This is a genomic window from Candidatus Cloacimonadota bacterium, from assembly GCA_034661015.1.
Lineage (GTDB): Bacteria > Cloacimonadota > Cloacimonadia > JGIOTU-2 > JGIOTU-2 > JAYEKN01.
The window spans coordinates 1-14425 of record JAYEKN010000159.1 but is presented as its reverse complement, the minus strand read 5'-3'; the positions used below and the strand labels follow the sequence as shown (position 1 = coordinate 14425).

Below are 14425 nucleotides of genomic sequence, written 5' to 3'. Positions count from 1 at the left end.
AGATGATATTCCTGAATGGATCGTTGAGGGTTATCTAAAGACTATTACTCACTTTTGGGATGCTGATAATTTAATTCCATAAAAAAGATAGTTATGGAAATGAAGTTTCTCCCGGAACATATTTTTATAAATTGGAATATGGTAAAAATGCGGTTGTGAGAAAAATGGTTAAAGTTGGGAATTGATGGGAATTATTCATTATTCATTGTTCATTGTTCTTGGTTGGTGGTTTTTGGGTTGTCTGGACTTATCCTGTCTGCCAACCGGCTGATAGGGTGAGAACAGACAAAAAAAAGGCGACTTGCAATAACAAGCCGCCCACAGATTTATATCCGACAATCAATCCGCCAGATGGCGGATTAAGTTACTTCACGAATTCTAAAATCTTATTAGATTTTTTAATAAATTCTTGCAATTCTTTGCCGGAAAATTGCTTTTGTTCGAGCAAAGCGAGCTCATGAATATATTTGCAAAGCAAACTCACTTCTTCGGTTTTTCCTCTTTCTTTAAGACTGAGAATATTTTTCACTGTATCATTTTCTACATTAACGATAAAAGTGTGATTGGAAAGCAAGTCCATATCGCCCTGTGCCATAAAGGCATTCATTTCCTGCATACGTCTCATCTGTTCGTTGAAAACAATCATTCCGGGAATATCTTTCGACTTTAGGCTTTTGGTTTCCACCGTTATATTTTTATCATCTAAACCGGTTTCAAATACCTCTTTTATCTTATCCGATTCGGTTTTATTATCCTGATCAACAATCTCGGCTTTATCTTTATCTACAAGATTTTCATTCACTTCCGAATCAATTCTCACAAATTGGATTTTACCGCTTTGCATTTCTAATTTCTGGAAGAAATGATTATCAATTATGGATGATTCGAGGATAACATCAATTCCCTGATTTTCCATCATTTTTAAATATGATACTTGCGTGTCGCCGCTTTTCGCATAATAAATTTTATGCGGTTTTTCATCACTCGGATTACGTTTTTCATATTCTTCGAGGGTTACATAATCGCCGGAAGCGGTTTCAAAAATAATGTAATCTTTCATAACGTCATAAAATTTATCATCGGTAACGATTCCGTATTTGATGAAGTGATTGATATCTTCCCACAGTTTTTCATATTTTTTACGGTCATCTTTGAATTTATCCTTTAGACTTCCGGCAACTTTTTTGATAATATAGCGGGAAATTTTTTTTACTTGTTTGTCTTCCTGCAAAAAACTTCTCGAAACATTCAAAGGGATGTCCGGAATATCAATCCCGCCACGGAGTAGCAATAAGAATTCCGGGATAACCTGCTTGAGGTCGTCAGCCACAAATACATTATGGCAATAGAGTTTCACTCTGCCCTTATTCATTTCCAGATTAGTTTGAATTTTAGGGAAGTATAGAATTCCTTTTAATTTAAAAGGGAAGTCCACATTCAGGTGTATCCAGAAAAGCGGTTCGTCATATTGATGGAAAAAATCTTTGTAAAATTCTTTGTATTCTTTATCCGTTACATCTGCAGGTTTGCGATTCCAAAGTGCTTCCAGGATATTTGTGGCATCTTTATTTTTATTGATGAAGATCGGAAACGTAACGAAGTTTGAATATTTTTCAATCATTTCTTTAAGTTTGAATTCTTCGAGAAATTCATCACTATCATCATTGAGGTACAAAGTTACGGTTGTTCCGGGTTTCTTTCTTTTGCCTTCACCGAGTTTATAATCGGTTTGACCTTCACATTCCCAGAAAGCTGGTTTTGCATTTTTCTTATATGAAAGCGAGTCAATTGTTACTCTTTTTGAAACCATGAATGCGGAATAGAATCCCAAACCGAACTGCCCGATCATCTCATCCTGCATTTCTTTGAATTGCTCTACAAAATCTTCTGCACCGGAAAAAGCAATCTGGTTGATATACTTTTTGATCTCAGTGGAAGTCATGCCAATTCCATAATCAATCACTTTGATAGTTCGCTTTTTCTTATCTGTCTTGATTTCAATCTTCAGATCATCCTCGATATTTTCTTGAAGAGCTTTCCGTTTACTCATTGCATCAGCGGAGTTTGAAATAAGTTCTCTTAGAAATATTTCATGCTCGGAATAGAGCCATTTTTTGATAATCGGGAAAATGTTTTCCGTATGAATAGACAATTTTCCTGATGTACGATCTTTTTTTTCCATAATTTTCCTTTAAATTTTTGCTGTTTAAGAAAATAATATAATAAGAAATTTTTCCATGTCAAACTTTTTAGCAGTCTATTTACTGGAGTGCTAAATTTAACTTGTTTGACAGTTTTGAACGGTTTGGACAATATAAACAAATCAAATTTGTTGGAGATAATTATGATTACTTTCGCGGAAGAGTTACTTTTGCTTGCCCTTGATGATAAAAAGGGTACTTTTATCGAAATGCCTACAATGTCTTTGGAATATGGGCTTGTTGGTGCTATACTGATGGAATTAGCTTTGCTAAACAAGATTGACACGGATATGGAACATCTTTTGTTGATAGATGGCTCTCCAACCGGCGATCTGATTTTTGACAAAGTTCTGGATATAATCAAACAGGAATCACAAAATCAAAAACCAATATTTTGGGTAAAGAAAATTGCTAATGATCTGACAAGTTTGCAAACGGTTTTGCTGGATAGGCTTATAAGCAAGGGGATTTTAAAGAAAGAGAAGCACAAGATTCTCTGGGTATTTAACAAACGATGTTATCCTGTGATCAACAACACAGAGGAAAAAGAGGTGAAAACTCGAATTCATGAACTGATTATCAATAAAGATATACCAGATCCTCGTGATGTTGTTCTGATCTCACTCGTGGATTCCTGTAATCTTGCAAAGGAAATTTTCAGTAAAGATGAACTGGAAAAAGCGGAACACCGCATTAAATTAATTGCAAAGATGGATATCATAGGGCAGGCTGTGGCAAAGGCATTGGTGGAAATTCAAAAAATTATTACAGATGCAGTTGCTTCCGTATCTCTTCGTCCGATACCGTAGAAATCATTGCTCAGTTTCAAATACATTTACTTCCTGATCCAATGTAATAAAAAAAATGAAAGATTCAGCCATAGATTTAACTCGCGGAAATCTGCTTAAAAACTTGATTAAGCTGTCTTTGCCAATAGTTATTTCCAATTTTTTGCAGATGTTCTACAACCTTACCGACGTCTTCTGGTTGGGAAAACTCGGTGATTCTGCTCAGGAAGCCGTATCTGTGGCTGGGATGATCTTCCCTCTCATTTTTTTCCTTATTTCATTTGGCTTCGGATTTGTTGTGGCTGGAACATCATTGGTTGCTCAATACAAGGGAGCGGACAAACCTGATAAAATGCGTCTTGTTGTGGGACAATTCACCGTAATCATTTTTATTTTTACTATCGTATTTGTTTTTATAAGTATCTTTTTTATTAAGGATATTCTTCATCTTCTCCAAACGCCTGAAACTATTTTTCAAAAGGCAATAACTTATTTTACGATTATCCTTTCCGGTATGCCTGCCCTTTTCATTTTCCTCTCTTTTCAGAGTTTTGCTCGGGGTTTGGGCGATACTATTTCACCTCTAAAAGTTCAAGTTTTGTCAATACTGATAAATGTGGTTTTAGATCCGATCTTAATATTTGGAGTGGGATTTATTCCTCGTATGGAAACCACGGGAGCGGCTATTGCCACACTTTTCGCACGAGTTGTGGCAGCCTTGGTTGCGATTTATTTCATTAGAAAGAATTTTGCTTTTATCCTTCCAAAATGGAAACACATAAAGCCGAATAAGGATATGCTAAAACGAATTTTTAAGATCAGCGTTCCAGCTTCGCTGGGGCAATCTATTACGAGTTTTGGATTTTTGATTTTGCAGGCTTTTGTTAATTCCTACGGTGTACTAATTATTTCCACTTTCTCCATAGGCAAAAGACTCACAAGTTTTTTTATGGTTCCTTCCATGGGAATTTCGCAGGGATTAGCCGCAATTGTCGGGCAGAATATTGGGGCAAACAATATTAAACGGGCGGAAAAAAGTTTGCTGGCAGCTGTAGTATTAACTTCTGCAATTATGCTAATCGGATGTTCGTTTACTTTCTTTTTTGGAGCTCAACTAACCCGATTTTTCATTAATAGCGATCAAGTCATCGAGTTGGGAAAAGGTATGTTCAAGCTTTTGGCCATCGCTTCATTTTTCTTCTCTATTGCTTTTGTGTTCATGGGCGTTTTCAATGGGGCTGGACACACAAAACCGGTTTTGTTTTTCAGCTTAATCCGCTTGTGGATTTTGCGATTACCTTTGGTTTATCTTCTGTCCGGAAAGTTATTGGAAAGCTCTTTATTTCAAAAAGACAGTTTGCAAAAAATTTTAAAATATATTGCACAACCGCTCGCAAGTCATCCCTACAATGCCTTATGGTGGTCAATGGTGATTAGCAATATCATTATCACACTATTAGTGATAAATACTTACAGAAAAGGAAAATGGAAAAGGGCAAGGATAAACGATTAGGCGTTCGGTTTTAATAGAGAAGGAAGTGAAAATGACGGATGAAATGATTTTTTACCTGCCCAGTTGGGCAAATGTTGACAGGAAAATAGCGGTTTATAACTTGGAGAATTAAGCGGCAATAAATAATTGAGTAAGGATACTTGTGTTATGCCTAACTTTGTATGGTTTGATGAAAAGTTAATTTGTTTATATTTCAATTTATGAGTAATTCATACAGTACAAAAGAAGCTGGGCGTAACAACCATTCGGCGCAATCGAAGTTTAAATTAATCTACTTGTCCGATACAAGATTCCTTTTAATTGGAGAATAATTGTCTATAAAAAAATTAGAGAGATTAAATTATGGAAAAAAATAACAAATTAATACGAAATAGTACCGCTGAATTTTTGATATTTACTTCGCAAACTGGGAGTGATGGAATTGAAGTAAGAGTTGAAGATGAAAATGTTTGGCTGACTCAAAAAATTATTGCGAAACTATTTGAAGTTCAAATTCCAACAATTAATGAACACCTAAAAAATATTTTTAAAACTAAAGAACTAGAAGAGAATTCAGTTGTTAGGAATTTCCTAATAACTGCTTCCGACGGCAAAAAATATAAAACAAAACATTATAGTTTAGAAGCAATAATTGCAACAGGCTACAGAATCAATTCTTCTCGCGCAACTGATTTCAGAGAATGGGCGTAACACACAGCTCCAGAGTCAAGCAAGAAGAGAAACAAGAAGAGCGTGGCATCTGCCAAACATTATATCCTTTATAAAAAAATAATAGAAATTGAATATAAAATAGATTTAATGGTTTACAAACTCTACGAATTAACATACAGGGAAGTAAAAATTGTTGATCCTGAATTTACTTTAACGGATAGAGAGTGTGAAAATTTTAAAATTCGGTGAATTAATTTTCATTCTCAGATCGGCACTTCTGTCTTCACTTCGTTTTGCAAAGACAAATGGCTCTCAAGTCGAGTCTGAAAAAAGAGGAATATTAAACTTATGAACAATAATAAATCCAATCTCCCACAAACAAAGTCAAAAAATTCCCCTCTTGCAGAGGGGTGCGGCTTTAGCCGTGGGGTGTTAAATAATACAGAAACCAATAAACAAAAAATATTCAAAAACTACAAAAACCTCCCTTACAATCCCAAATTAAAGGAGAGAGCTAAAGATTTAAGAAAAGCAGGCAATCTACCCGAAGTGCTTTTTTGGATGCAGGTAAAAAAAGGAAAAATTTTCAAATTAGATTTTCACCGACAAAAAATAATCGGCAACTACATTGTAGATTTTTATTGTCCGGCACTTTCCTTGGTTGTGGAGATAGATGGAAGTAGCCATAATGATAAAGTTGAATATGATAAAAGGAGAGAACATTATTTAGAAAGTTTAAATTTGCAAATAATCCGTTATGGTGATTTTGATATTAAAAGAAATCTAAATGGCGTTATAGAGAATTTGAAGGAAAGGTGCGAGGAGTTGATGAGAAACACCCCACCCGATAAATCGGGCACCCCTCTACAAGAGGGGAATTTTAAAAGGAATTAATATGAGCAAACAAAAAATAAAAAACAAATCAAAGAAGGTATAATGAAAAAAATATTTCTCCCGATATTATTAATTTCGATTATTTTCTCACTCTTATCATGTCTCGGTTTGCACTCGAAAAAAAACATTGATCCGCAGGAATTTCAACCGGACACAACCAAAATCTCTTTCCAACTCAGCCCTCCCGCAGCAGAGCAGATTCCTGATACTTTGCGGGTTCACGGAATGGAGATAATAGATAATTACAGTTGGCTGAAAGATAAAACCCGCTCCGAACAAAAAGTTTTGGATTATATTCACGCAGAAAATGATTACACGGGGAAAATGCTCCGGCATACGGAAAAACTACAAAACAAAATTTATAGAGAAATAATTGGCAGGATGGAGGAAACTGATCTTTCTGTGCCTGTAAAACGTGATAGTTTTTATTATTATTGGAAAAAAATCAAGGGAAAACAATACTCAATTTACTGCCGCAAAAAAAACTCGTTGGAAAACCCTGAAGAGATAGTCTTAAATCCAAACAAAATCGCAGAGAATTACACTTTCTGCGATGTGAGTTATATTTCTCTCAACCCAAATCAGGATATGGTCGCTTATGGAGTGGATACAACCGGTGCTGAAAAATATACTCTTTACATAAAAGACTTAAACGAAAATAAAATTCTGCCGGATCGTGCCTATCCTGTAGGAGATATTTGCTGGGGAAGCGAAAATATTATTTTTTATATCACTGAGGATATCTCCGGCAGAACCGAAAAAGTTTTCCGGCACACCTTGGGAGAACCAATCGCGAATGACAAAATGATTTTCTCCGAACCGGCTCAGGCATTTTATGTCTGGATGTATCGGTCTTTAGACGATGAAAAAATAATTTTGAGTTCCGGTAGCAAAACCACTTCGGAAATCCGCTATCTCAATTCAAAAACTCCGTTGGGGAAATTCAATCTCATTCAGCCTCGCAAACAAGGCGTTAAATATTATATCGCTCCCCATTATGAAAATCTTTACATAGTTACAAACGCAGATAATGCCATCAACAACAAGGTTATGCGAACTACTTTTGAAAATCCGAACAGATCATCCTGGCAAGAATTCATCCCGCCGGAAAAAAATTGCAAGATTGATATTGGAGTTTTTGAAGACTACATCGTTGTTTACAAGATGAGAAATGGAATCCAAAAGTTAAAGATAATGGATCTGAAAACGGACGAAGAATTTTACATAAATTTTCCGGACTCCATTTACACTTTTTCTACGTGGGGTAACGAAACTTTTGCAACTGATAAATTACGGCTAACTTACGAATCTCTCACCACTCCTCCGATGATAATGGAATATGATCTTAAAACGGGGAAGTCGGAAATTCTTAAAAGGAAAAAAGTTTTGGGGAAATTTGATTCTGCTGACTATCATGCCACGCAAATTTTTGCTAAAGCGAAGGATGGAACTCCAATCCCGATTTCCTTAGTTTATAAAAAGGATATGTACAAGCAGGATGGTTCCAATCCGCTATTATTGTATGCTTACGGCTCTTACGGTGATGTTAGCGAGCCATATTTCTCCACGTCTCGTTTAAGCCTTCTTGATCGTGGATTCATTTATGCTCTTGCACACATTCGTGGTGGGGGTGAATGTGGTGAAGAGTGGTACAATGACGGGAAAATGATGAATAAGAAAAATACTTTTAACGATTATATTGCTGCTGCCGAATATCTTCTGAAAAAAAATTATACTACCAGCGAAAAATTGGTGGGTGAAGGTTGCAGCGCCGGGGGATTGCTCATTGGGGCGGTGGCAAATATGCGTCCCGAACTTTTTGAGATACTAATTGCAGATGTGCCTTTTGTGGATCTTATTAATTCTATGTTTGACACCACCCTCTCCGCAGTTGTTTCCGAGTATGAAGAGTGGGGAAATCCGAATAAGAAAGAAGAGTTCGATTATATGCTTTCCTATTCCCCTTATGATAACGTAAAAAAGCAGGACTATCCGAATATGCTGATCCTTGCCGGATTTTATGATACACGAGTAAATTTTTGGGAGTCTGCGAAGTGGACGGCAAAACTTAGAAAACTAAAAACCGACGATCATATTCTGCTTCTAAAAACAAATATGGCAGGGCACGCCGGCTCTTCCGGTTGGTATGATTATTTTAGAGATATTGCTTTTGAATATGCCTTCATTTTGGATATTTTGAAAATGGGAAAATGAAAACGCTATTACTTTGCGAAAAAAAATCCAACCTCTAAAAAATCCTTTAAAAATGCTCCCGTAGAATTTTCATAAATTGTGGTTCTATTTCATCAAGTTGGGCGATGTAGGTTTGCGAATCATTGATATAATTTTTATCTGCTAAAAATTCATAAAACAATTTTATTGAGGGGATATAATAAGTATATTCATGAGGTTTAACCAACATTTTTCTAATCAAAAAATCCCCGAAAAATTCGTTAAGCGCTAATGCAGGAAGAAAGCGTAAAGTAAATTCTTCCTCATGTCTATATGTATAAATAAATTTTAAAAAAAAGTCAATGTTAAATGCCATATCTTGCACCAACTTTTTTACACCCTTGTCTTCCATCCATTTTATAAATCTATCTTTGCATTTATCACACATCTGAAAATATTTTTTTTCCCATTTTAGATAATCGGCACCTTGATTTATTTGAGCATCGATAAAGAGAATGCTTTTTATACAATCTTGATCTTTTTCGTCAGCGGGAATAGGGGTTTTAGATATTTTAATTTGGGAATAATCAAAATCAGGGATGAAAACCATATCCTCTTTTCGAATAAAAAACATCATAGTATCTTCAGATTGTATGCTTTGAGGAAATAAGTATTCTTTTCTCTCGACCATTTTATCAAAGAAATCATTTGCTTCATTTTTCTTCATTTTCAAATTATTCACCAGAGAAAGAATAATTTTTACTTTCAATACTGACTTCTCTTCATATGAGATTCTTGCCTCTGTAAAATTCCACATATTCATACCCAAATCCATCACAAGTTTAAAATTATCTTCTGTTTTCTCACCAAGTTTTTCATCAAAAGGTTTGCTGTATTCCAATATAGCTTGCGTAATAGAAACAGGACGAAATCCTTTGGGTGGCTCGATTTCGGTTATAGCTGGTTTGTGAATTATTTTTGTAGAAAATTTTATTTTTTCTGCTTTTTTGGATTTCCTTTTTTGTCGTTTTTTCGCTTTGCTTTTTGCTATGCGTTTTTTCTTTTTACTCATGAAAACTCCTTTTTGAAATTTTAGGTTTGGCTGAAATAACCAATTTATTTTTGCAATTATCAGTTTTAATTTAAATTTGGTGAAGGATTATTCAAGGCTTTTTTTTGCTTTACTGTTTTTGTAAGAAAATCGGAAGCCTGTTTTATATATTGACTATTTGAAACCACAAAAACCGTGTCGTTCTCTTGAATAACGAAATTGCCGCGTGGAATAAAAAAATCTTCCATATTGTTTTTATATACGCCCATGAACAAACAATCATCCGGAAATTTATTTTTCTTCACAATATCTCGGATGGTCATTCCAATAGCTTGAGAATTTTTCTTCATTAAAATGGCATATACACCTGTTTTCCCGTCACCCATTGTAAAAATTCGTTTCACTTCAGGTTTTTCCACTTCTTCAATTATCCGGTTAACCAACAGACGGGAAATATCTACGATGCCGTTTATGCCGGCAATTTGATATGCTTTTTTATACTGCGGTCTGCGAACTCGACTTATTATGTCTTCCACTCCCAGACTTTTTGCAAGAAGAGCACAAGCAATATTATCAGCATCATTCCTCATCAGGCAAACGAAGGAATCTGCTTTTGATGCTCCCGCATCTTTGAGAACACGTAATTTGGTCGCATCTCCGTTAATAGTGGTAGCACCGGTTTCGCTATATAGATTTTCACATACATCTCTGTCTTTATCAATCACTACCACATCGTGTTTGTTTTGGACAAGTTTCGCCACAATCCTATAGCCGACTGTTCCGGCTCCAGCAATTATTATAAACATATATTCGTCTCCTTTTTTTTATTAGTGTGCATCCTTAAACAGCTATTTGAGCAAAATGACTCCACCAGCTGGTGGATGATTTGGCCAGAAAAACCCCAAGTGGAATATAAATACAAAAACATTCCACCCCGATGAAATCCCAGTGAAATCCCAGTGAAATAAAAAAAATAAAGGCATTTCACGGGATAAATAAAAGAAAAAGGCATTTCATTGGGCAAGCACAAATTCGGTAGATAAACCACTGTTGAATATTAAAACACAAAGCATTCAACGGGGATATTAAACTTTTTACAAAAAATTTTTATCTTGCGAAATTCAAATTTTTCAAAGTTCATCTGTGTCCTGTCTATCAATATTTCCATGCTCTGGGGCTGAATAAGAGGAACACCGGTAAAATCTCCAAACGTCCGGCAAGCATGCCAAAAATATAAACAATTTTTATTATCGGATTCAGTTGCGTCATTTGTTCTACGGAAATATAGCACGGTCCGATGTTTCCCACCGCACTGCACATTCCGGAGAAAGAACTCAATCCATCCAAATCGGAGAATAATGCAGTTACTATTCCACCAAAGACGAGTAGAGCGATCCAGGCAAAAAACAAAGCAGTAACTCGATAAATTTCATCCGGATTAATGCGATTTTTGTCAACCAAAACATAATTGATTGACTTTCTCGGAGAAACAACTTTGTGGATTTCCCGTTTTATTAATTTGAATAGGATTCCAATTCTTAGCATTTTGATTCCTCCTGCTGTGGAACCGACGCAACCGCCGATAACCATCATAACCAAAAAAAGTTGGTTTGCTAAATATCCAAAAAAAGGAGATCCGATATCCTTTGTTCCAAATCCGGTTGTGGTAATTATTGCTATGACTTGAAAAAGAGTGGCACGAAAATTCTCCTCAATATTCTTCCAAAAACTTCCTGAATCGGAATTTAGAAAAACTCCTTTCGATTTCAAATATATTTCCAGAAAAATAATGAGAGTGAAAAAAGTAATAAATCCAACCCACAATCTCATCTCCGTATTATCGTATAACGCCCGAAAATCTCTTCGTAAAATCCGATAATGAATCAGAAAGCCCGTGCCACCAAGGAGCATCCCCAAAATGATAATATACTCAATCCAGATGTAGTTTGCATGGCCTATTATTTGATAATGAGCAATGCTGGCATCATACGGGGAAAATCCGCCGGTGGAAAGAGCCGTAAAACTGTGGCAAATGCTATCAAACAGCGAAGTACCCGCAATTTTCAGAGCGATGATAATTGTTAACGTAAATAAGATATAGATTCCCCAAAGAATTTTTATTGTATTCATCATTCCCGGAACAAGGCGCTTGGAGTTTATTTTATGGCTTTCCGCTCCAAACAAAGTGTGGATACCACTTATCTGCGATGTAACAAACAGGAAAAAAGTAAGAATTCCTAAGCCACCAACCCATTGAATTATACTCCTCCAGAGTAAAATACTTCTCGGCATAGAATCAAGTCCGGTGAACATCGTTATTCCGGTAGTTGTAAATCCGCTCATCGTTTCAAAATATGCATCAAGATAATTTGCACCTATTCCGAGCACAAATGGAATTGCGCCAACTGCCGAAATAACAATCCAACCTAAACTGCAAACCAGAATTGCTTGAACAGAATTAAGAGGTTTTTCCGGAAAAATCCGGGTTAATGTCAAACCTGTTCCCAAAGATATTGTGGCAGAAAAAAGAAATGCGTAGAATGTATTTTCGGTTGATATTTCTCCATTTAAGGCAGAATATAAGAGTGGAATAATGAAGAAAAATCCCACCACCAATAAAATTGATCCGAGCAAATGCAGGACGGTGGTTAGATTGGGAAGGAATCTTTTCATGGCAAAATAATTCGAGTCAATGCACCAGCGGGAGGATCAACTCGAATTTTCCTTAATAATTATAAATTACCGTAAAATCAAATTTTTTCTTACCTTCAGCAGGCACATTCACATTGAATTGAATCGTAAAGGCATCCTTCTTCGTAAACTCCAAGTCCGTATTTACAATTTCCCAATTTCGTCCCAAATTTTTTGTAACTTCAATCGTAACATCAACCTTTTTCTGATTGCGAAGCTCGATCTCATAGGTTTCTTTGCGAGATTTACGGCTTGGGTTGGAAGTTTCCGTAAGTGTGCATTCGCCTTTTATATCAAATGCATTTCCCACTGATAATTCCACTTCTTCATTTCTCGGAGTGTGAGCGATTAAATCTTCACCAATAAATTCGGAATTACCAGTCTTATCATCCTTAAAAATACGGAATTTCCCTTTTGGTAATGGAATTCCGAGTCCGTCCTTTTTTTTGTTCCGGAATTTTACTTTCACAATCACTGCACCGCTTGAATTACAATTATATTGAAAGATTTTTTCGATCTTAACATCGGTTGGATCAAATAAAGTAAGCTGCTTTTGCTGGTTATTTTTTATATTGATTTTCTTGTTTTTCACAGTGTAAAGATGATATTCAAAAAATTCCTTTTCTTCTACCGAAGGTACGCCTTTCGAGCTGAACATTGCCATTTCATCTCGAGCATTGCCACCATACTTTTTGGTTTTAATACGATTAATCTCACCAGCCATCAGTTTTAGTTCTACATTTTCAAAATTTTTTCCGGAGCGATTATCAAGAGAAATCCAGGAGGAAAGTTTTAGACTTTTATCATCAGGGGTAAGTGTTGCAATGTATTGAGCATCCCAACTGATGTTTTGGGTAATATAACTCAACTCCGTTTTGCAATCACCTTTTTTATTCGAGTATAACTCCCAATTCAAAGTTGGTTTTATGTAAAAATCTGCCGGCATCTTGTCTAATTTTATATTCTGGATTTCTTCACGATTTACTATATCAATTCCATTTTCATTCTGAATTACAATTGCTTTGAAATCATTTGACTTTAATGTGCCGGAAAAAAGTTCGCCGGATTTTGTTACGATTGAAATGGTTTTATCGAGATATTTATCCAAAATTTTGTCTGAACTTGCCAGATCGTATTCATAATTTTGAAGAGTAATGATCAATTTGTCCGATTTTTTTAGAGGATAAAGATGCACGGAAGTTGGTTCAATTCCGCTCGGAATATCAGAAAACTCGTAATTATTCATTCCTTTTTGCACTGGTATTATTAGTTCTGTCTTCACAGATGCAACATTTTGATTGTAAACCGTCATGCTGGTTTTGGCAGAAAGTGTGCAGAATAAAGTAAATAAAACGATGGTTATTGATAGAATTTTTTTGTACATATTGGCTCCTTATTTTTAAATTATTTTTCAGAAAGAATAGTTTTGATTTTTGTAACGATCATATCCACTGCGATTTTATTAAATCCTCCACGTGGCACGATAATATCGGCGTATTTTTTGGACGGTTCCACAAACTCAAGATGCATAGGGCGAACTGTGGCAAAATATTGGTCATAAACAGACAAAAAAGTTCTGCCACGTGATTCCATATCCCTTTTTAATCTTCGTAAAATACAAATATCTTTATCGGTGTCAACAAACAATTTAATATCACATAAATCGCGAATTTTAATATTCTCGAACAATAAAATTCCCTCAACAATAATAACTCGGTATGGAGCAACCGGGGATTTGCGTTTTTTACGAAGATGCGTTTCATAATCATATACAGGCATCTCAATTGATTCGTTGTTTTTCAGTTTTTTCAGATGTTCTATAAATAATTTTGTATCAATCGAACTGGGATGGTCGAAATTGATTGTAGCTCTTTCTTCGATGCTCATCTTCGGATGTGAAATATAATACGAGTCCATTTTTATCACTGGGATATCCGGATCATTCATTGTCCTAATTATTCGATTTGCAAGAGTGGTTTTGCCGGAGCCTGTTCCACCGGCAATACCAATTATTAAATTTTCTTTCATATTATTCCTTTGTATTTTATCCTACAAAATTTTAGAAAATATTCTAAAACAACTTTTAGTTGTCAATAATTATGAGAGAATTTTTCCACCTTTGGTTTTTCACTACCGAGAACGAAGAAAATTTTAACGCTTGGATATAAGATAATTAACAGTGTCATTGAACTGTGTTTTTTCCATACTTTTCTAATTCTAAAATCACTATTCGTTAATCGATATTCATTATTCATTTGCTTTTTTACTTCTAAAATCATTATTCGTTAATCGATATTCATTATTCATTTTTTTAATATAGAATTCCGAACTCCGATCAACGATTTTTGATTTATGATTTTTTCTGCGAGTTTTCCATACTTTTCTACTTCTAAAATCATCATTCGTTAATCGATATTCATTATTCATTTTTTTAATATCGAATTCCGAACACCGATCAACGATT

Annotated in this window: 12 protein-coding genes; 5 read left to right on the top strand and 7 right to left on the bottom strand. The window is 35.3% G+C overall.

Features of this window, described 5'->3' with window-relative positions; genetic code table 11:
* Positions 1 to 364: 364 nt before the first annotated feature.
* Positions 365 to 2182 carry a molecular chaperone HtpG gene (htpG, locus tag U9P79_06230; protein MEA2104220.1) on the bottom strand — a complete coding sequence of 606 codons (1818 nt, stop codon included), beginning with the start codon at positions 2180 to 2182 and terminating at the stop codon, positions 365 to 367.
* Positions 2183 to 2344: 162 nt separating this feature from the next.
* Between htpG and U9P79_06225 the strand changes: the two genes are divergently transcribed.
* The 5 genes from U9P79_06225 (at position 2345) to U9P79_06205 (ending at position 8261) form a co-directional block, all read left to right on the top strand.
* Positions 2345 to 3010, top strand: a complete 666-nt coding sequence (locus U9P79_06225; GenBank protein ID MEA2104219.1) for a GPP34 family phosphoprotein — start codon at positions 2345 to 2347, stop codon at positions 3008 to 3010.
* A gap of 55 nt (positions 3011 to 3065) precedes the next feature.
* Entirely contained in the window at positions 3066 to 4502 is a 1437-nt protein-coding gene (locus U9P79_06220; GenBank protein MEA2104218.1) for an MATE family efflux transporter, read from the top strand.
* A gap of 342 nt (positions 4503 to 4844) precedes the next feature.
* A complete protein-coding gene (gene rhuM / locus U9P79_06215) occupies positions 4845 to 5192 on the top strand; it encodes a RhuM family protein (protein ID MEA2104217.1) in 348 nt (115 codons plus the stop codon).
* 423 nt (positions 5193 to 5615) lie between these two features.
* Positions 5616 to 6047, top strand: coding sequence for a DUF559 domain-containing protein (locus U9P79_06210; protein MEA2104216.1), 432 nt, complete (start codon positions 5616 to 5618; stop codon positions 6045 to 6047).
* A gap of 42 nt (positions 6048 to 6089) precedes the next feature.
* Positions 6090 to 8261, top strand: coding sequence for a S9 family peptidase (locus tag U9P79_06205; protein ID MEA2104215.1), 2172 nt, complete (start codon positions 6090 to 6092; stop codon positions 8259 to 8261).
* 46 nt (positions 8262 to 8307) lie between these two features.
* Here U9P79_06205 and U9P79_06200 read toward each other — a convergent pair whose 3' ends face one another.
* From U9P79_06200 to U9P79_06175, 6 genes are all read right to left on the bottom strand, one after another.
* Positions 8308 to 9291: a hypothetical protein gene (locus tag U9P79_06200; GenBank protein ID MEA2104214.1), complete on the bottom strand. Its 984-nt coding sequence runs from the start codon at positions 9289 to 9291 to the stop codon at positions 8308 to 8310.
* Positions 9292 to 9356: 65 nt separating this feature from the next.
* On the bottom strand, positions 9357 to 10076 hold the full coding sequence (locus tag U9P79_06195; protein ID MEA2104213.1) for a TrkA family potassium uptake protein: 720 nt from the start codon (positions 10074 to 10076) through the stop codon (positions 9357 to 9359).
* A gap of 349 nt (positions 10077 to 10425) precedes the next feature.
* On the bottom strand, positions 10426 to 11943 hold the full coding sequence (locus U9P79_06190; protein MEA2104212.1) for a TrkH family potassium uptake protein: 1518 nt from the start codon (positions 11941 to 11943) through the stop codon (positions 10426 to 10428).
* A 52-nt stretch (positions 11944 to 11995) separates the two neighbouring features.
* Entirely contained in the window at positions 11996 to 13345 is a 1350-nt protein-coding gene (locus U9P79_06185) for a hypothetical protein (protein ID MEA2104211.1), read from the bottom strand.
* 20 nt (positions 13346 to 13365) lie between these two features.
* A complete protein-coding gene (gene udk / locus U9P79_06180) occupies positions 13366 to 13989 on the bottom strand; it encodes a uridine kinase (protein ID MEA2104210.1) in 624 nt (207 codons plus the stop codon).
* Between the two features lie 219 nt (positions 13990 to 14208).
* Positions 14209 to 14425 (bottom strand): hypothetical protein (locus tag U9P79_06175; protein ID MEA2104209.1); only part of this gene is annotated, 217 nt, incomplete at its 5' end.

Excerpts from the sequence above, each read along its gene's own strand:
- U9P79_06195 (MEA2104213.1), bottom strand. The coding sequence starts at position 10,076 with ATGTTTATAATAATTGCTGGAGCCGGAACAGTCGGCTATAGGATTGTG.
- rhuM (MEA2104217.1), top strand. The coding sequence starts at position 4,845 with ATGGAAAAAAATAACAAATTAATACGAAATAGTACCGCTGAATTTTTG.
- htpG (MEA2104220.1), bottom strand. The coding sequence starts at position 2,182 with ATGGAAAAAAAAGATCGTACATCAGGAAAATTGTCTATTCATACGGAA.
- U9P79_06220 (MEA2104218.1), top strand. The coding sequence starts at position 3,066 with ATGAAAGATTCAGCCATAGATTTAACTCGCGGAAATCTGCTTAAAAAC.
- U9P79_06205 (MEA2104215.1), top strand. The coding sequence starts at position 6,090 with ATGAAAAAAATATTTCTCCCGATATTATTAATTTCGATTATTTTCTCA.
- U9P79_06185 (MEA2104211.1), bottom strand. The coding sequence starts at position 13,345 with ATGTACAAAAAAATTCTATCAATAACCATCGTTTTATTTACTTTATTC.
- udk (MEA2104210.1), bottom strand. The coding sequence starts at position 13,989 with ATGAAAGAAAATTTAATAATTGGTATTGCCGGTGGAACAGGCTCCGGC.
- U9P79_06225 (MEA2104219.1), top strand. The coding sequence starts at position 2,345 with ATGATTACTTTCGCGGAAGAGTTACTTTTGCTTGCCCTTGATGATAAA.
- U9P79_06190 (MEA2104212.1), bottom strand. The coding sequence starts at position 11,943 with ATGAAAAGATTCCTTCCCAATCTAACCACCGTCCTGCATTTGCTCGGA.
- U9P79_06200 (MEA2104214.1), bottom strand. The coding sequence starts at position 9,291 with ATGAGTAAAAAGAAAAAACGCATAGCAAAAAGCAAAGCGAAAAAACGA.